This window comes from Arthrobacter koreensis (assembly GCF_009193255.1).
GTDB classification, from domain to species: Bacteria; Actinomycetota; Actinomycetes; order Actinomycetales; family Micrococcaceae; genus Arthrobacter_B; species Arthrobacter_B koreensis.
The window spans coordinates 360,770-379,660 of record NZ_WACG01000001.1 but is presented as its reverse complement, the minus strand read 5'-3'; the positions used below and the strand labels follow the sequence as shown (position 1 = coordinate 379,660).

At 60.1% G+C, this 18,891-nt stretch carries 14 protein-coding genes and 1 pseudogene; 7 read left to right on the top strand and 8 right to left on the bottom strand.

Translation table 11 applies throughout. From position 1 onward, the window contains the following. Positions 1–340 precede the first annotated feature (340 nt). From GD628_RS01685 to GD628_RS01670, 4 genes are read left to right on the top strand one after another with little or no spacing between them, the layout of a single operon-like run. Entirely contained in the window at positions 341–2,296 is a 1,956-nt protein-coding gene (locus GD628_RS01685) for a type I restriction-modification system subunit M (protein ID WP_152273659.1), read from the top strand. A 52-nt stretch (positions 2,297–2,348) separates the two neighbouring features. Continuing rightward, positions 2,349–3,446 (top strand): restriction endonuclease subunit S, encoded by a 1,098-nt coding sequence (locus GD628_RS01680; RefSeq protein ID WP_152273658.1) that lies wholly within the window; start codon positions 2,349–2,351, stop codon positions 3,444–3,446. Continuing rightward, positions 3,443–6,562: a type I restriction endonuclease subunit R gene (locus GD628_RS01675; protein WP_152273657.1), complete on the top strand. Its 3,120-nt coding sequence runs from the start codon at positions 3,443–3,445 to the stop codon at positions 6,560–6,562. The genes GD628_RS01680 and GD628_RS01675 overlap by 4 nt, the downstream gene beginning before the upstream one ends. After that, positions 6,559–6,768, top strand: a complete 210-nt coding sequence (locus tag GD628_RS01670) for a helix-turn-helix domain-containing protein (RefSeq protein WP_152273656.1) — start codon at positions 6,559–6,561, stop codon at positions 6,766–6,768. The genes GD628_RS01675 and GD628_RS01670 overlap by 4 nt, the downstream gene beginning before the upstream one ends. Positions 6,769–7,447: 679 nt before the next feature. Here the strand turns inward: GD628_RS01670 and GD628_RS01665 are convergent. Then, positions 7,448–8,659 (bottom strand): annotated as a pseudogene (locus tag GD628_RS01665) (IS110 family RNA-guided transposase). 310 nt (positions 8,660–8,969) lie between these two features. On the opposite strand from GD628_RS01665, the gene GD628_RS01660 reads away from it, so the two are divergent. The 3 genes from GD628_RS01660 (at position 8,970) to GD628_RS01650 (ending at position 11,898) form a co-directional block, all read left to right on the top strand. Beyond that, positions 8,970–10,541: a recombinase family protein gene (locus GD628_RS01660; RefSeq protein ID WP_226802294.1), complete on the top strand. Its 1,572-nt coding sequence runs from the start codon at positions 8,970–8,972 to the stop codon at positions 10,539–10,541. 437 nt (positions 10,542–10,978) lie between these two features. Then, the gene (locus GD628_RS01655; protein ID WP_152273655.1) at positions 10,979–11,479 is read left to right on the top strand and encodes a hypothetical protein; all 501 of its coding nucleotides are present in this window, start codon (positions 10,979–10,981) and stop codon (positions 11,477–11,479) included. A gap of 50 nt (positions 11,480–11,529) precedes the next feature. Beyond that, positions 11,530–11,898 carry a type II toxin-antitoxin system Phd/YefM family antitoxin gene (locus tag GD628_RS01650; protein WP_338083402.1) on the top strand — a complete coding sequence of 123 codons (369 nt, stop codon included), beginning with the start codon at positions 11,530–11,532 and terminating at the stop codon, positions 11,896–11,898. Here GD628_RS01650 and GD628_RS01645 read toward each other — a convergent pair. From GD628_RS01645 to GD628_RS01615, 7 genes are all read right to left on the bottom strand, one after another. Beyond that, a complete protein-coding gene (locus tag GD628_RS01645) occupies positions 11,848–12,663 on the bottom strand; it encodes a hypothetical protein (RefSeq protein WP_152273653.1) in 816 nt (271 codons plus the stop codon). The two genes, GD628_RS01650 and GD628_RS01645, sit on opposite strands and share 51 nt — an antisense overlap. 26 nt (positions 12,664–12,689) lie before the next feature. Further along, positions 12,690–14,504 (bottom strand): hypothetical protein, encoded by a 1,815-nt coding sequence (locus tag GD628_RS01640; RefSeq protein ID WP_152273652.1) that lies wholly within the window; start codon positions 14,502–14,504, stop codon positions 12,690–12,692. Further along, positions 14,501–14,938, bottom strand: coding sequence for a DUF6507 family protein (locus tag GD628_RS01635; RefSeq protein WP_152273651.1), 438 nt, complete (start codon positions 14,936–14,938; stop codon positions 14,501–14,503). The genes GD628_RS01640 and GD628_RS01635 overlap by 4 nt, the downstream gene beginning before the upstream one ends. Before the next feature lie 306 nt (positions 14,939–15,244). Beyond that, entirely contained in the window at positions 15,245–15,898 is a 654-nt protein-coding gene (locus GD628_RS01630; RefSeq protein WP_152273650.1) for a hypothetical protein, read from the bottom strand. A 14-nt stretch (positions 15,899–15,912) separates the two neighbouring features. Then, positions 15,913–16,551 carry a hypothetical protein gene (locus GD628_RS01625; RefSeq protein WP_152273649.1) on the bottom strand — a complete coding sequence of 213 codons (639 nt, stop codon included), beginning with the start codon at positions 16,549–16,551 and terminating at the stop codon, positions 15,913–15,915. After that, complete coding sequence (locus GD628_RS01620; protein ID WP_193313172.1) at positions 16,544–16,969, bottom strand: hypothetical protein; 426 nt, start codon at positions 16,967–16,969, stop codon at positions 16,544–16,546. Before GD628_RS01620 ends, GD628_RS01625 begins: the two co-directional genes overlap by 8 nt. Positions 16,970–17,844: 875 nt before the next feature. After that, a complete protein-coding gene (locus GD628_RS01615; RefSeq protein WP_152273647.1) occupies positions 17,845–18,777 on the bottom strand; it encodes a hypothetical protein in 933 nt (310 codons plus the stop codon). Between the last annotated feature and the right edge of the window lie 114 nt (positions 18,778–18,891).

Genomic DNA, 18,891 nt, shown 5'->3' with positions numbered 1-18,891 from the left:
GTACGTGTTGAAGACCATGACTCCTGGCACGATCAGGAGGTCGTCCCACCTTCGGTACACGTTTCGAGCTGGAGGATGGAGGCAACAATCAAATGCCGGACGACGTTTCATTCTGTTGAATTGGCACAACGTCGGTCCGTCCTCGATGAGATTTAGACGATAGATGCCGGAAGTGGTGGTGTGACTGGCGCAGCTGGCGATGCCGATGTTTCCGTTGTCTTGGACTTTTAAGACTGCAGGTTGCGAGGTTGCGGAGCGCTTCGGCCACGAGACGGAATTGTCCGATACGTCAAGCATGTAAAGTCTTTGATACAGGAAACGGATTGAGGAACGAGCACGTATGGCCGACTCGGCACAAGCATCTAGGAAGACAACGGCGCGGATCGTCTGGGACACGGCAGACAAGTACCTGCGTAACATTATCGACGAGGAGGACTACGGCGACTACATCCTTCCCTTCACCGTCCTCCGGCGATTGGAGTGCATGCTCGCCGACACCAAGGACGACGTCATCAAGTACGTTGACGCGTTCTCCGGTATGCCCCAGCACCTCATCGACATCGCGGTCAAGGACCGATTCGGACTGAGCTTCTACAACGTCTCCTCGCTTGACCTAGCGACCATTGCATCGGTCGATGACAACGTGGACAAGTCTCTCAAGAGCTACATCGATGGCTTCTCAAATAACATCGCAGACATCTGGGCTGCCTTCGAATTTAACCGGCGTGCGCAGGTCCTTGCTGATGCCAACCGCCTCCACGCGGTCGTCAAGCACTTCTCCACGCTCGACTTCAGCCCGAGCAGCCTCAGCGACACGAGCATGGGCGATGTCTTCGAGGACGTCATGTACCGGGCCTTCAACAAGAAAGGTAAGGCAGCCGGTAACTTTTACACGCCGCGCGATGCGATCCGACTGATGGTTGATGTGCTGGTGAGCAACGACGATGCCATGATTGCTTCTGATCATGCAGCGCGTTCGGTCTACGATCCGACCGCGGGCTCCGGTGGTATGTTGCTGATGGCGCAGGAAGCCCTGAAGCGGACCAACGCGAAGGTGGACGTCACACTCTACGGTCAAGAACTCATGCCGTCGGCGTTCGCTCTCGGCAAGGCTGACCTCCTCATTCAAGGAGGCCGACCTGACGCAATCATTCGTGGTGACACGCTGCTCCGTGATGAGTACGCTGATCAATCCTTCGACTACGTACTGTCCAACCCGCCATTCGGCATGGACTGGGAAGTCCAAGCGCCGTCGGTGAAGGCGCAGGCGAAGACTCCAGGTTCACGGTTCAGCCACGGTCTCCCATCGAAGAGCGATGGTCAGATGCTTTTCCTCGCGCACTGCGCGTCCAAGCTAAGTCCTGCGGGCAAGAATGGGCAGGGCGGCCGCGCTGCCGTTGTCTCGAATGCTTCACCCCTTTTCAACAGTGACAAGGGCCCGAACGCGATCCGTCAGTGGCTGTTCGACGAGGACCTTATCGACGCGATCATCCAACTGCCTGCGGAGATGTTCTACGGCACCGCCATATCGACCTACGTGTGGATTCTCGACACGAACAAGGAGCCCGGTCGCCGAGGCAAGATACAACTTATTGACGGCTCCGGACAGTGGGAGCCGCTGCAAAAGAGTATGGGCTATAAACGCCGCCGAATGAGCCGTGTCAACCGTGACGTTGTACTGCAGGCGTACAAGGAATTCGAGTATGCCGATCGTTCGATCTCGCGTGTAATGACGAAGGAAGACTTCATGTTCCGCGACGTGCCTGTCTACAAACAGGCACGGCTTTCGACTCGCTACTCCGAGGACGCCGTTAATACCCTCCGCTCGCGCAAGGATTTCACGGACAAACACGCCGAGGTCCTGCGCTCGCTCGCACATGCCTGTACAGCATGGAACGACCTGCCGGAGGTGTTCCCGAAGGCCGCGACTGCCGCCGGTCTCAAGGTCGGCGTCGGGCTAGTCGACGCCGCTATGAAGGCGATGGCCGCACCCGATGACTCTGCTCCTGTGGCCATCGATCGGAAGGGAAAGCCTGTTCTCGAGGATGGATGGAAGCTCACCGAGCGAGTGCCTTTGAGTGACGACCTTGACGAACATATGAAGCGCGAAGTTCTGCCGTTCGCACCGGGCGCGCGATGGGACGGGTCGAATGCCAAAGTGGGCAACGAGATCCCCTTCACTCGGATTTTCTACGTGCCCGAAGAGCCCCGTCCCCTCGAAGAGATAGATGCCGACGTGCAGCAAATCATGCTCGAGCTCGGCGCAATGTTCCAGGCGGTGAAGGCCGTTGAGTAGGACCGTCCCCTTCTGGTCCGTCGCCAGCCTCGTCTCGGAATCCGCAGAACCTTTGGAATTCCAAGTCTCTCTGGAGGACATAGTCTCCGGCGTCGGACGGCTCGTCGAAGGAGAACTGTCACACTATTCAGCCAAGGGCACCCCGTTTTCCGATGGCGATATCCTGTTTGGCAAGCTTCGACCGTATCTCGCGAAGTACTGGTTGGCTGACCGTGTAGGCACCGCAGGTGGTGACATTCATGTCTACCGGCCTTCTGAGGGTGTCCTACCTCGTTTTCTCAGCTACGTCGTAGGCAGCCGGGATTTCGTCAAGTACGCTGAGGCGGCCTCGAAAGGCACCAAGATGCCCCGCGCTGAGTGGATTGGACTCCGTGAATTCCGCGTGCCTGACTTCGACCTAAACACCCAACGGGCCATCGCTGATTTCCTCGACCATGAGACCAGCGAGATCGATGCGATGATCGTGAAGTTGGACGACCTCGCTGAACAGCTCGACAGCCGTAAGTTATCTGTCATACAGCGTCAGACTCAGTTCCGGACAAGCGGCGAGCGGTGGGAGACGGTGCCTACTGCTCATTTGTTCGACTCGATTGGTAGCGGGACAACTCCGAAAGAGCGAGAGTTCTACAGCGACGGCGAGGACGGGATCGCGTGGGTTACGAGCTCCGAGCTCCGCGAGAAAGAGATCCTTGAAACCAACCAGCGCGTGACAAGAGCTGCTGTCGACTCGATTTCGTCCCTAAGAATTCACCCTAGCGGGTCAATCCTTATCGCGATGTATGGAGCCACTATCGGTCGTCTCGGCATCCTAAAGACTGACGCGACCTTGAATCAGGCCTGCTGCGCCTTCTCCAGCCCTCGCGGCATCAATCCGACATACTTTTATTACACGTTGTGGGGCCAACGAAACGACATCATTCGCCAGGCCGTCGGTGGAGGACAACCCAACATCAGTCAAACAATCTTGCGCCGCTGGCGAGTTCCGCACCCTCCGGTCGACGCGCAAATGAGCATCGTGGCAGTTTTAGAAGAAACCATTGGCAGGATCGACGCCATGCTGGGGAAGGTCGCCGACCTTAAGTCCCTGCTCGTAGAGCGCCGCGCGGCCTTGATTACCGATGTCGTCACCGGCAAGAAGGAAGTAGCATGAGTCACGCACAGCTGATGGAACACGAGTTCGAGGAGAACCTCTGCTCAGAATTGGCCGAGCGTGGGTGGCTGTACGAGGACGACGGGAAACCGGCCGGCTGGGAAGCCGACCTGGCGATGGTGCCGACTGATGTGCTGCATTGGATGTCCACTCAGTACCCGGACGAGTACGAGAAAGCGGTACCAGGCGACCTGGCCGGCGAGCAGAAGACTGATGCCGAACGGAAGCTTCTGACACACATCACAAAGGAGCTCGCCAAAGCGACGCGAATGGATCCGACGACCGGGCACCCGGTTGGTGGATTGCTCGGTGTCTTGCGCAAAGGCTTTTCCTACGCGCAGATTGGCCGTCCTGCTGCGAAGTTCGGCCCAATGATGGCGTTTCCCCCTGCGAACCCGAAACTCACCGAGGTCGTCGAAGCGTCCGACTCCGTCCGCCTCCGCGTCCTGCGCCAGGTCCGCTTCGACACGAAGACAAACGAGAGCATAGACGTCGTGCTTCTCGCCAATGGACTCCCTGTAGTGACCATGGAGCTCAAGACCGACAATACGCAGACTGTCAACAGTGCGATCCGTCAGTACAAGGAGGACCGAAAGCCGGGCAGGAGCCGTCCATTACTCACCCCCGGACGCGTTCTCGTGCACTTCGCGGTGTCCAACGACCTCGTTTATATGACGACCAAACTGCAGGGCGGGGACACGGTCTTTTTGCCATTCAACAAGGGCAACGACGGTCACGGGGGGAACCCTCCCTCGGGCACTGGGTCCTCGACGAACTACCTGTGGCGCGAGATTCTGGAGCGCACGACGTTCATGCGCATCCTCAAGGACTTCGCGCTGTTCGAACCGAGCAGGTCCGGCAAGAAGGACGATGGCAGACTGGTCTTCCCCCGCTTTCATCAGCTCCGCGCCGTTGAGCGGGTGGTCGCCGACATCGAAGCTAACGGCACCGGTAATCGTTACCTGATCTGGCACTCGGCCGGCTCGGGCAAGACAAAGACGATTGCCTGGCTTAGCCACCGTCTGATCCGGCACATGAGTGCCGACTCCAAGTCGACATTCGACTCAGTCATCGTTGTTACAGACCGCACCGTCCTCGACGAGAACATCCGAGACGACATGAAGCTCGTGCAGGCGAGTGAGGGCCTCGTGGTAACCGTGGGAGAGAAATCGGGGGCTAAGTCCCCTCAGTTGAAGAAGGCCCTAGTCGAGGGCGACCACATCATCACCTGTACGCTACAGACGTTCCCCGAGGTCATGAAGCTCATCGAGGACAGTCAGGAGCTGCGGGGTCGGCGCTGGGCCGTGGTCGCGGACGAGGCCCACTCCTCGCAGACGGGTTCTGCCGCGAAGAAGCTCAAGGAGCTGCTCGTCGACGTTGAGCTCGACCCTGACGAGGACATCAGTGCTGAAGACCTCCTGGCCGCCGAGGACTCGGCCATTGCAGCATCCGCAAACATTACCTTCGTCGCATTCACCGCTACGCCCAAGGCGAAGACGCTCCGCCTCTTCGGTACGCAGCGCGACGACCGATGGGAGGCTTTCGACACCTACACGATGGCTCAGGCAATCGAGGAGGACTTCATCCTCGATGTGTTGACCAACTACTCGACCTACGACATGTTCCTCCACGTCAAGAACTCCCTCGATTGCAGGGACTCTGAGCAAGAGGTTCAGGTAAACACCGGAGAAGCGGTCTCGAACATCGTTCGCTATGCGAGGCTCCACCCTACGGCAATCGCACAGAAGGTGCGGGTCGTGGTCGAGCACTTCCGGCGGAATGTGCAGCCGCTCCTCGACGGGGAGGCTCGCGCCATGGTGGTCACGAGCTCTCGCATGGAGGCGCTGAGCTGGTCGCGGAAGATGGACACCTACATCGCGGAGAAGGGCTACGAAATCCACACGCTCGCGGCGTTTTCCGGTTCCCTCACGGACGAGGCCGGCGAGGGCGTCACCGAGGTCGCAGTCAATGGCGTCAGCGACGTCGGCAAAGCTTTCCGTGAACAGGGCGTCTACCGAGTTCTAATTGTGGCCAACAAATTTCAGACGGGCTTCGACGAGCCGCGGCTCATGGCGATGTACGTTGACAAGAAGCTTTCGGGCGTCGCCACGGTTCAGACGCTCTCACGGCTCAACCGGATCTATCCTGGCAAGACAGCGCCGATGGTCGTCGACTTCCGGAACACTCCGGCCAGCATTCAGGCGGACTTCAAGCTCTATTACTCTGATGCGCACGTCGAAGGTGACGTCGACCCGAACGCCCTGATAACGCTGGGGGAGCGTCTGGACACCGCGGGGCTGTACACCCGTGATGAGATGGACGCCGTCGCCGATGCCTTCCTCCAGGACTCCGGTGGTGAGGCGATCGCCAAGGTCCTCGCACCCATTAAGAACCGCTGGGCCGGTCAGTGGAGGCAGGCCGTGCTCTCGAACGATAAGAAGGGGAAGGAGAAGCTCGAGTCCTTTCGCGCCGACGTGCTCGGGTATCGCAACGCTTGGCAGTTCCTCAGCCAGATCGTCGACTACCAGGACCCGGAGTTGCACCGCCGTGCCATTCTGGCGACCATTCTGGGCCGGAACCTCCATACCGATGGCGAGGACCGCGACGACAGCTACCTCGAGGGCGTGCAGCTTTCAGGCGTCAAGCTAGTCCCGTCCGCGATCGAGGAGGACTACTCGCTCAGCGACGGTAGTACCGAGGGCATCAAGTTCCCAGTCTTCGACGGCGAGCACGCCGGCAGCGTCGCGCTGAAACGCGGTCCGCTGAACGAGGCCATCGATAAGGTCAATGAAATGTTCAAGGCCAAGGGGATCGACGTGAGCCCGGACAGCGTCGCTGGCTTCATCACGACCTTCTGGGGGTTCCTCGACGCGAACGAGGAGGCTGTGGCGATGGCGAAGAACAACACAGTTGCCCAGCTCAAGGCCTCAGAAGGATTCAGCGGCGCCGTTGGCCTGGCTGTGTTGAATACCGTCAAGGAGTCCCGGGAAATCCAGTCCTACATGACTGACCCGGCGTTTCTTGGCCAGATGTCGGACATTGCCGCAGATGCACTCCACGCTCAGCATCGCTCCGATCCGGATGACGGCGACGAGACCGAGGAGCCGAAAGAATGACCCTGCAGCCGGAGGCGGGCATCGGCGATGTCATCCGCGAAGCCCGCAAGAGGCAGGGGTGGTCGCAGGGGGAGCTCGGCGAGAAGTCAGGGCTGTCGCGCCCGACCATCGCCCGTGTCGAGGCGAACAACGATGTCACGACCGCGACCATCGCCAAAGTCGCGCGGGCCCTCGGGCTGAAGCTCGAACTGAGGGACGACGACTGACCGTGCCCGCGTGCCAGTATCGGCCGCCTGCGGGGCACTGGGCCATCCACGCAGTTGGGACGTTCTCGCTGCTTGACGGACACCAAGTCTTCAGATCCTCTCCATCCGCAGATTCATGGTCTCGGCTTCGGGGACGTTTAGGGTGCCAGCCTTCCTGTCGACAGTGGCAAAGCTACAGACGGGGACCGACAATCGACGGCCTCGCAGACATCTCTTTGATGAGACGGGATTCGTTTGCCGGCGACGTACGGGCAAAGGTTCTGCGAACGTTGTCTCAGAAGCTGCAGCCAGCGACCGGAGTTTACATGACTTCATCTACAGAGCGGTGCCTCTAGTAGGTCGACTTGTACCACCCGACGATCCGGGAAGCGTCGATGGCTCCGTGTCCTCTGATCCGATGAGGCGCTTCACCGTAAAGGTTCAGCGAGACCTTCTTGACGTCGCTGTTCGACGCCCGAACTCTAGGCTGGAGGCTCGGCAGCCCTGAGGCCGGCCTTCATGCGTTGATGGTGCGATCGTGCGGACCTATGCGGCCGTATCGGTTGAAGAGGTGCCTCATAGCCTGAGCTGAGCTGCCTAAACCGCCTTCTCCACGTCAAACTCTGGCGTCGCCGTCCACCCAGACACGGCAAGACTTCGGTCAGGCTGCTCCGGGGGGGGGGTGCCTCTATGGTTTTGGTCAAGCGGCTGAGGGCAGGTTCTTAAGTGCCGGGTCTTCATAAAGGGTGCCGTCGCGGAGCATGGCGAACAGGGCATCAGAACGGCGCCGGGCCAGGGCAATAATGGCTTGGTTGTGGCGTTTACCTTCCGCACGTTTGCGGTCGTAGTACGCCCTGGACGGTGGATGATGCAGAGCGGCGAAGGCTGAGAGGAACAGGGCTCGTTTGAGTTTCTTGTTACCGCGCCGGCTCGGATGCTCACCGCGTATGGAGGTTCCGGAGCGGCGGGTGACCGGTGCGATTCCGGCGTAGGAGGCCAAATGGGCGGCGGAGGCGAAGTGTTTGCCGGTGACTTCGGTGAGGATTCGTGCGCAGGTCCTGACGCCGATGCCCGGCATCGAGGTCAGGACCTCGTAAAGAGGGTGGGCCTCCACGAGAGCCTCGACCTGGGAGGCGATCTCGTCGCGTTGCCGGCGCAGCGCCAGGAGCTGCTCGGCAAGCTTGGGCAGCACGATCCCGGCCGCACCGGTGCCCACGACCACGACCGTCTGTTCACCGAGTGCGTTGAAAATAGCTTCGGTGAGGCGATCGGCAGCCCTTGGTGCGTGTTTCTTCAACCGGGCTCTGACGTGTCCGCGGCCTGCGGTCTTCAACGCCTGTGGGGTTGGATACCGGGTGATCAGGTCTGCCACCGCCGGGTGGTCCAGGTGCGGGCCCAGTGCCCGCTCCAGGGCGGGATGGATCTGGGTGAGCAGTCCGCGGATCCGGTTTGAGGTGGCGGTGATCTGAGCGGCGAGGTCATCATCGAAACCGCAGAGCACGCCGAGCCCGGCCAGGGATTCATCGTCCAGTTCCACCGACCGCAGCGTATGCGGCATGGACCGGGCGGCTTCGGCGATGATGGCCGCGTCGCGGGCATCGGTTTTTGCCTGGCCCGGGTGCAGGTCGGCGATCCGGCGCATCGCCAACCCAGGCAGCTAACCAACGGTTGCTCCAGCGGCTTGGGCGACCGCGACGGGCAGCGCACCGATAGTCGCTGGCTGATCCACGACGACCAGGACCTTCCCGTGAGAAGAGAGGGCGCTGATGATGTCCCGGATTTTGGTTTCGTCCTGAGGAAGGGCTTTGTCGTACAGCTTTTTGCCAGCCCGGCTCAGGGCAACGGCGTGGTGGCCGGTCTTGCCGACGTCCAGGCCGAGGAAAACGTCGATGCTCTCGTGCTGCAGAATCATGATTACCCCCGTCTAATCGTGCTGAGACTGTTGGCTGGTCTGGGCGGCAGGAGTCGCATCCACGTTACGAATGGCTTCGTTGGCCGTGCCTCTATTAGCGATTCCCCGGCCGCCATGTCGGTTCCGGTGGCAACACCCCCCCCCGGATCATGGATGACTGGGGGCAAAAACCATGCCGGAACCGACCGGCCAACACACCCATATCCTGCATCAGAAACGGGCTACGAAAAAGGTAACGGGGGGAGTCACATGAGACCTAAAAAGATGCGTGTTCCGGCGCAAAGAAGCCTCATGGGCTAGGCTGTCCGGCGTGACCACTCAGACCATGCGTGCCGCAGTTTATCTGCGCATTTCTCTTGACCGCGAGATGGATGGCCTGGCCATAGATCGGCAGCGAGAGGCCTGCCAGAAGATCGCCCGCGACCGCGGCTGGACCGTCGACGAGGATCGTTACTACGTTGATCAATCAAAGTCGGCCACCGACAAGACGAAGAAGCGCCCTGCTTATGACCGCATGGTTACCGATTTTAAAGCTGGTTACTTTGACGCCATCATCTGCTGGGACCTAGACCGTCTGACCCGTCAGCCTAGGCAGCTCGAGGACTGGATCGACGCAGCCGAGGACCGCGGACTGCAGCTCGTGACGGCTAACGGGGAGGCGGACCTCTCGACCGACGGCGGCCGGATGTACGCCCGTATTAAGGCAGCCGTCGCCCGAGGAGAAGTCGACAGGAAATCTGCCAGGCAGTCGGCCGCGCAGAGCCAGCGCGCCAAGCAGGGGAGGGCACCCAAGGGTGTACGGCCTTTGGGATATGCGATCAACGGCGACGTGATCGAGCACGAAGCTGAAGCGGTCAAAAAGATCTACAAGCACTTCGCGACGCCAGATGGCGTATCCATCGCCGCTCTGGCTGCGGGGTTGTCCGGCAAGGCTGGGGATCACATTCCCAAGGACCTGCCGGTCCTGCCCAAGCACAACCGGACGCTCATGCTTGAACGAAACGCGCGACGGGAAACCGAGGGACTGGCATTGCGCGAGGTTCCTGACGACAGGCCATGGACCTCATCCACTGTGCTGGGCATCCTGCGCAATCCGCGGTACGCCGGCTACAGCAGCTACACTCCGAAGACACTTCCTCCGGCGGACCCGGACGATCCGAATGGCGGTAAGCGCCGCTCATGGCGCGCCTCGATCCTGCGCGATGAAAACAACGATCCAGTCAAGGGATTGTGGGAGCCGCTGGTCTCTGAGGAGACCTGGTGGGCCGTCCAGGAGCGACTGGACGCACCCGAACGTCTCACCAACAGGGTCGGCACCGCTCGGAAGCACCTTGGCTCAGGGCTCTTCCTCTGCGGCATCTGCGAGATGCCTGTGAAAGCGCACTCAGCTCGCTACCGGTGCGCGGGGCACATCGTCCGTTCCCGGGAACAGGTCGATGAGTGGGTGGTCCGCATCGTCCGTGATCGTCTATCCCGTCCGAATCTTCAGGACGCGATGCCTGTGAACGATATCCCACGTGTGGCTGAAATCGACGAGCAAGTCACGGTCCATCAGGGCAAGATCAAACGCGCGCAGAGCGACTACGATGCCGAGCTTATTGAGGCATTCGACCTCCAGCGCATCAGGAAGCGTGCCTTGGGCTTCATCGGCGATTTGGAGTCCGAGCGTCGGACGCTCACGGCGGGGGAGGGTCTCTCGTCATTCTTGGAGGCCAAGGATCCTGTTGCCGTATTCGATCAGGCCGATCTCATGGCCCAGCGCAGGTTGATCAACTACTTCGTCGAGGTCCGGCTCTACCCACATCCGCGGGGTCAGAAGAAGTTCGATCCCGCGACCGTCAAGGTGACGTCCAGGAAGGGCCGAGGGACCGTGACAGTATGATCCGTTGGCTCGGGTGATCGCCCGCGGGGCCACAACCGGCATGATGAGTTCACCCGAGCAGGGTATCGTCGCCGTGGCTGTGGCAGGTACAGCGTTGTGAGCCGAGTCCCTTACCCACAACATAACCGACATTATGATGTGGATTTTGTGCCGTACCCCCGTACGCGTCGCTGACAGGTAAGGTTCGAACAGTTAAATGAACTTTCAGGGGGATAATTTTGAGACGTGTCCTGATCTTGGCCTGTGCAGCTGCCATTCTTCTCTCCGGATGCAGCGCACCACAGAGCACGATTATCCCGTCGACCACCGCCAGCGCGCCGCCTCAAGCCGAGAGAGTGCCAGCATATGCAGCTCCGTCGACACCGACCCCATCAGCCTTTGGCGGCACAGCGCCGCAGGCCAAGTCGGAGACCAGCCTCAGCATCCTTGACGACCTGATGTTTGAGAACATCAGCGCTAAATACCGTGCTGTTGCTGTACCCCTGGACCGAAGTGACTTCGACCGACTCAGAAGTAGCGTATGCGAAGACATGCGGCAGCGAGGAAGCGGGTATTTCACCCTGGGCGACGTAAGCCACCTGTCCGAGTCCGACAAGGAAGCACTGGCCAGGTCCATGTGGCTGGTCATGGCACAGTCGTGCTATCCGGCTGACTACGTTCACAGCGACACGGACATGTACGCCATGATCGATTTTTTGGCCGAGCTCGCCCCCGAATACGATCGGCGACTAACGGCCGCGGGCCTCGCCTCTCCCCGCCCGGGCGGCAGCACGTTTTACAGCGGATCGAACCCTGAATCCAGTTCATCAGGCTCTGGCGGCTACACCTACGGCGGGTCGTTCGGTTCGGGCTATTCCGTAATGTGCAATGACGGGACCGTGTCCAAGTCAGGTGGGAAGAGTGGAGCTTGTTCCTGGCACGGCGGGGTTTCGAAGTAGGCCGTGCCCTGCGGGTGGACCCGTTCGATCGCATTCGTAACTTTGCATAGATGCTACGAGAATGTTCCCCGTGGCAGCGGGGGGGGGGGGCGGTAGAGATGGCGGCCTACGATGACTGGGTACGATGCACCTATCCAAGACGGTATGGCGAGCCGAGAGGAGTAGCTATGGCCATTAATGTATTCGAAGCACAACGAGACCTTGAGGACCTCATCGAACAGGTCAACCTAGAACGTTCTGAGGTCGAGATCGTTTCCGATCGAGGGTCCGCGGTCTTGATGTCGAAGAAGGAATACGACGCCCTGGTTGAGACGGGTTATTTGCTGAGTTCACCCGCCAATGCCCAGCGCCTGTTGTCCTCTCTGCAGTCAGTCCAACCGCGGGGTTCCGGAGCTGCCCCAGGAAACAAGACTGTCTAGGTCAGTCAGCTGGTCGGGATACCCTTCTTTCAGGTGCGGCGGTTCCTGCAGATTTGATTCCGCGCTTGCCCGATGTGTGCCGGAGCGACCCAGTTCTTCAAACAACGCGACCACGGCCTGATCGGTCCATTCTCGTGCCACGTGCAACCTTCCCTCACCGTACGGGAGGACCAGCTCTCCTTCGATTTCCGGGCTAGGGGCGTAGGCTTTGTCTGAAGCCCAGAGCATGTAAGCCACGTGGTTGTATGGGCCCTTTCCGAGGGCGGCCCTGGCTGCAGAAATCGTCATTAACTCCGCAGAATCCGGCCGCCATATCCGTGTCAGGTCCAGCAGTAGGCGTGCAGCTTGCGAGGGAGAACCCAATGGGAAATCCTCCGTCAGCCGCAGAGTCACCGTGTTTCTCTCGCCTGAGCCGACCGCAAGACTGAGGCTGGTGGACGTCCGGTCCAATTTCGGGGGATCCTCATCGACAAACAGACTTAGTGATGTACGGGAGGAATAGTCGCCCAACGTCCGGTCGAAAGAGTCCTCCAGTAGATCCGTCAGAGCCGGAATATCCCCGGGGAGGTGAACCGGATCTTGACCGAGGTCCGTTGGACTCTGGAACCAGACCGCGGGGGAACCTTTGTACTGAGCCAAGACTCGATCGGTTGTGGCTTCCACCCGTGGCGCAAGTTCCGCTGCCGATTCGTTCCTGCCTGCCCAACTCAGGGTGATGAACGGCTTTCTTGAATCGGGGTCCAGAACTTCGCGGGCGCGTTTCATGGTCCTCAATGTATCGCATTGATGAATTACGGCATGGGCGTCCATTGGATGACAACTCTCCCTTCGGACACTAGGCGGGCGCCCAGGGGATCGCTGAGTACCCGATCGAGAAAGTCGTCCGCGACTTTCTTTTCCAGAAAGTGCCACTCCAGCCGCGTGTTGCCACCCTTCTGGAGCATGGCGGTGAGTTGGTTGCTGAACTGTTTCCGGTACATCTCATCAAGTTTGGCGTTATACAGGCTCGAGTTCTTGAAGCGGGTTTCGAAGAAGGCATAGTGGCCTTTGGCGTCGGAGTAGACCTGAACGGGTGGCGGTCCTTTGTCCCAGTGGAAGTTATCCATCCTGATCTCGGTACGGCTGATAGCTCCGGTCACAGAGTCCACCACCTTGTCGTATTCAAGAATGTACTCAGGAACCTTGCCGTCGGCGGCATGGACACCGGTGATGAACTCCTGGTACTCCCGTCCCTGGGGTGAGGAGGATTGCAGCCGCCATTCGCCCGGGCCATGTTCGGAGGCACCGATTCGAGGCTGCATTTCAGGATTGCGGCCGGGTCCATTGGGATTCATATGGTCCGGGAGCTGGACTCCGTACTGGGTGCCGCCACCCGGGGGCGTTGAGCCACCGCCGGCGACACCATCCGGGGCTTCGCTGCGCACGACGTCGAATTGGTGGCCGCCTCCGGGCTTCCCGCCTGCGTAGGCCGGCTGTGGGTCGACCGTGTGGTCCTGGGCCCAGGTGCGTAGACGGTCCAGGAGTCCTGGGTGTGCCTCCCGTATGGTGTGCAGGCCTGGCGTCGGCGGGGTGGTGACTTCCAGCCGAGGAGCGGGCAGCTCCACATGGGCTGCACGGGCTGGTACTCGCCCGAAAGTCCCGGCCTTAGCGGCCGCGCCGGCGGGGATGAACAGTGTTCCGATATCGAACGCCAGTCTGCCGGCTGCGCGGCTGGGATCGGTTTTGAACAGGTCCACTTGGGCCATTTGCCGAAGCATCTCCGCCCGGTTTTGCTCAGCCGCGGCATTCCTGCCGGTCAGGGAACCGAGCATGAAGAGCAAACCCTGCGTGGCTTCGAGCTGAGCGGGGATGCCCCTTTTGCCGAGCAGCCCGGCGAAACTTTCGTAACCTCCGATGATTTGGTCACCGATGCCCCTGATGAAGGGATGCAGACCATTGTCGTGCTCGACCGCTCTGCCCCAGGCGAGTCCGTGCCCTGACTTCGCGGCGGCATCGAACTGGGATGCCGTGGTCGGCAGGGCGCCTGATGCCAGATACCCGGCTCCCTGAGCGAACGCCCCCGCGAATCCGAGCGGGTCGCCTCCGCTGCCGCTGTCCGTTTCCTTGCTGGTGCCGGAGCTGATCCGAGCCAGCACCTGGGCACAGGCACGCTGGGCCGCATCCAGATCAGCCGCCAAGACACTGAGCTGGGACATAATCGCGTTCTGACGCTCCACCAGGTCCCGGTCATCATCCCACTCGCTGACGGTTTGGCCTGCCGTTTCAACGGCGAACGCCTCAGCAGCCGGACGGACTTGGGTTTCGAACCTTCGGCGGATTTCCGCCGCTTCCTCGGCATAGTTCACGATTGCGCTGCGGACTTCGCCCATGGCCTCTGCGATATCGGCTGCCTTGGTCCGAATTGGGGCGAAGGCGGAGAAGACGATTTCCTGGCCCGGTCCCTCGTAGATTCCCTGCCCCTGAAGCCGCCCCCAGACCGTGGCCGCGGACGCAGCAACGGACTCAACCTCGGCACCGGTGTCCCGCAGCGCATCGGCGCGTGCCCTTAGTGCTTCACTGTCCGGGAGCATCCGTTCAAACGCTGCCAGATCGATCCCTGTACTCACCAGGGCGTCACCTGCCCGGGGATATGGTCTGGGCGCTCGAAGGCGTAGGGATCGTCATCAGCCTTGGCCTGGGCTGCCTCCGCTGCCGATACTCTGGCGGTATCACTCATAGCTGCATCTGCGGAATGCAGGATCGTCAGGACTTCCGCGACAGCATTCAATGCGTTGCCGGTGCGGCGCTGCACCACGTTCATTCCACGGTGAACGGTGTCCTGTGCGATTTCCGCAAGCTGTTCACCGATGACATCTGAGCGGCATGCCTCAACCAGCCCCGAAAGATCCTGGAACAGCGCATAGGCAAGGTCAGCGAATGCTGCCGCCTCGGCATCCGTCTCCAGCACCACTGCTGACACTGCAGCCGGGTCGACGTCGAACACTCCATCCGCTGCGCCCGCTGAGGCCCCGGGCGAGGACGGGAGCGAATCGAACTTCACAAAACCACCCCCCCATAGAGCTTCCAATGACCCGCCCCATCCAAACCGGAAAACGGCGGGAAATCAACAGCATGTGATGGGGGGAAGTACCCATACCTACGCACTATGACAAGGAGAAACCCAGGAAACCACACCGGGCGCTGGGGGGCCGCAGCGACTGGCGACCCCAAACGTGACTTTAGAAACCGCCCCCCTAACACTTGATAGGGCTGGCCTGAACCTGGCACCGAGGCAAGCTCCTGGAACCATCCTCTACGTTATTACCGCGCGATACTGTTTCCCTCCCCTCGCTTCTCGGTCAGGGCCCTAGCTGTTTACAGGGGACCCAGCTGGCATCCCATACCGGGCCAACGTGTCTATAGCTAGTTGGCGAGTCTCCCTCCTGAATATGAGTGGCCACACCAGCCGCTTAACTAGAGGCTCCTGGCTGTCACGCATAGACGTGTTTGCCCTGAAATAGACATCGAACTTGTCCAAATCATTAGCCATCGTGATTAGATCGTCGCTTCCACGGAAACGTTCATTCCCCATGACGAGGCCGGCACGCCCCCGGATCATGGCGATGAAGCGAGTCGTGAAGGTTATGTGCTCCCCGTGTCGTGCGGAGTAGTTTGGTGCAAGTCTGCTGGTTGCTGTCAGGAGCGCCTCGCTAGCATCGATGACCGACTGGATGCGCGTCTTCTGGTATGCGTCCGCATCGGCATCTCGTAAAGAGTCCTCCGGCAGGAGAGACCCTGCAGAGAGCGACAGTGCTTGGAAAGCGAAGATCACTTCGTCCAGTTGCTGACGGTCGCGAATCAGCCTCTGCTTGCGGGCCTCTAAACGAGGTTTAGCAAAGAACTCGAGCACAATCGTCGTTAGGATGGCGACCAGGATCGGGATGCCAAAGTTCTCAAGTGCGTATTGAATTGCCGAGGGCTCAGCAGTTGCTGCCTGATCGACAACTTGGAATGGAATCATGGCTTCACACTAAGTCAGCCCGGTGGGCTGAGGGGCCGAGGAAGCTTCATCTCCGAGAGCTGATACACCGTTTGGGACGTTTCACGCCCGAGCTGCTCGTCAAGGACAACCTTTAGACGCGCCGCCAGGATCTCCCTCTTCAAGACTCGAAGCATCTCCATGTCCTGGGTGCGAGCTAGAGGTACAGGAGTGGATACACCCTCGATAACCTCTCTCACGGAGACGTGCTCCATCAGGTGGAGGATATCCGGGTCCTCCATTCTCGTTTTGGAGTGTTTCCAGACCGCGTCCAACACGGCTTTCTCCCTGGGTCCTGCCGCTTTGCTCTTCGCCAGAACTATGAGCAACGATGCTCCGTACGAGTACTTTCTCTCGTTGCCGGAGGCTGTTGCGTCCAATGCCCACTGGACCCGTGTCCACCATTCGTTGTTGGCGGATGTGCTGCCGGGCATGAGCAGGACACCCGGACCACGCTTGACGCTCTGCGTCCGCCTGCGTCGCATAAACGCCAGAGTAACGACGGACAGGACCGCCGCTAAAACAGTGAACGCGGCCAATGTCTGGCCGTCTGCAAACCATGCCTGCCCTTGGCTCTGGTCGGCCAGCGCAGGGACAAACATACCTGCTATTTCCTGCACGTGCTGGTCAGCCATAGTGGCCTCCTCTGTCCTGGCCGGGCAGCCGTAGATCTGTCTTCTGACCCGCATCAAGAATCGCGGTGATCAAAAGAAGCGCCTCGGGATCGACGTCTGCCAGGTCCCGGACAACCATCGAACGCACCCTCTCTCGGCGCAGGCTGCGCAACTCGCTCATCCTGTGCTGTATCCGTTCTGGGAGCGGAGAGTCTGCGCGAAGCAAGTACCTGGCATCAACGCCAAAGACACCGGCAAGTACGCGAAGGACTTCGTCCGGGACCTTCTGCTCCTTGCCGCTCTTTAGGAGAGACCAACGGGTCCTGGAAATGGAGTAACCACGCTTCTTCGCCGCCTCGCCGATAGCCGCGAAGATCATCTCCTCCCCTCTCTCGACCGTGGCCGTGTCGTAGAGGATATTGATCTTGCGGGCTAACATCTCTGTGCGTGTCTTGGGCGGAACGGGGCCGCGGCGCCGGATGGTCAGGAACGCGAGGAGCCGATCGAAGAATATCCGCAGGGAATCGTCTAACGGATCTGGCGGACTGCCGGGGCCATGGCTGACGGCGGCCGCTGAAGCCATCCCGCTAAGGCGGCTTAGGCTGCCAGCCAAATCTGCCATCGAGCGAATCAGCTCCGGGAGGTTTGCGCCCCGTTTGAACCCGGTCCCATTCAGGAGTTCTGCATGCCCGGCACCAGACGTATGGATTCGTTCTCGTGTCAGATCTGAGGAGAGGATTGGTTCTTCTGTCGAGGGCTCAGTCTCGGCGACAGCGGTTAGTCTTCGGCGCAGAGACGAGTTTCTGCGGTATGCGTCCAAAGAACGTCTGGGGGATTCGGGTGTCGTTTTGCGTGCACTCACGTCTAAGGCTTACCCGCCCATAGGCAAGAGTCCGTAGGCGGGTTTGGACTATGAAGAGTGGCATTCTTGAATCCTTTTCTCCCTGTTCTATTCATGTGCGAGTAGAAAAATGAGATATGTCATCATGCGCTCCGCCTAAATATTACGAGGGGCAGGAAATGGGGGGTCCTGAGATGCGTTCCAGTGGGTGGTGCGGGCTTCAACCTCTTTGCGCAGAGCGGTTTGTGGTTACCACCCATTCGCCCGTGGTTACAGATGAAGGTAGGCCACATCTGGGTGATCGGTGGCCAAAACTGGCCCCATCTAACTTTGCCGTATTGGTCTTGGTGCGATTTTGGCCCATTTGCGGCCCGTTCTCGGGACACAACTGAGCCTGCCCGATATCGCGGATGGAGATTGGCCGAGCTTGGCCAATTAATAATCAAAACGGGTCCTTCAATCGGCCCGGGTTCTCAGTAGCCTCTGTAGAACCGGTACAGCTTGCCTCCGAGCAGCCAGGTCACCCATCCATACACGCCGAGGCAGGCGAAGGCGCCTCCTACGATTGCGAGTTTTCCCTGCCACTCGGCGCTGTCCGAGAACCCTTCCCACACAGTTTGCAGGATAGGTTGCAGGCCAAACGCCGCCCAAAGAGTCTGGGCAGCGCCGAAGCTGACGAAGGCGACCAAGGCGAATGGCAAGAGAGCGGCACCGATCTGTCCGACCGTATGCCAGGTGACAGTGCCTCTTAGTTTCCGCACCTGATCCCTGGCGTTCCTTATCTGGAGACTGACCTCGGCACCGACCTCGTGCAGTGATTCTTGGGTCGTTTTCATCTCACTCAGGACGGGCTTAGCCGCGGCAGCCCAGGCTGCCTGCATAGCTGCCGTCTGCGCGCTCAGCTGATCCGTGAGCTTGGGAAGCATGTACGCCGCGAGTTTCTCGTAGTCGATGCTCACCCCGCGTTTTTGGTGCAGCTCGTCAGCCAAGCGAGAATTCGCCTCGGTCAATCCCCTGATCTCCGCCGACACGTTCTGCATCAAAGCGTGCCCGGACAGGTCGGCCGCGGTTACGCTGGCCCCGTTGGGGAGCGTCACGGTCTTCGTGCGGCTGAGGAGTTCCAGGATCTCCTGCTGGGTGTTGCCCAGCGTCGTTAACATCTCCAACGAGGATGCCTTCGCGGACTCGTCGGAGCGCTGCTGCGGCTGCATCTGCCGCCGCAGCAGCTCCAATTCGGTCCATATCCTGATAATGCTCTGCGTGGACGCGTTGGTCGTGCTGACGACTTCCTTCTGATTCGCTTCGATCCCGTCGAGCCGGCCGTGCAAATCGCTCAACAGTTCCAAAGTCTGCAGCAGTTCGCTCTGCTCGCGATGCTGCTGTTCGAGTCTCTCCATGATCCCCATGTGTCTGTCCCTTCATGATCTTTTTTTGCTCGAACGCTTCCGTGAGTCCCTCGGCGGTGAATTCCGGCGAAAGGGCAGAGGCCTTCCGTCTCCGCATCCGGGGCTCTTTTTCCG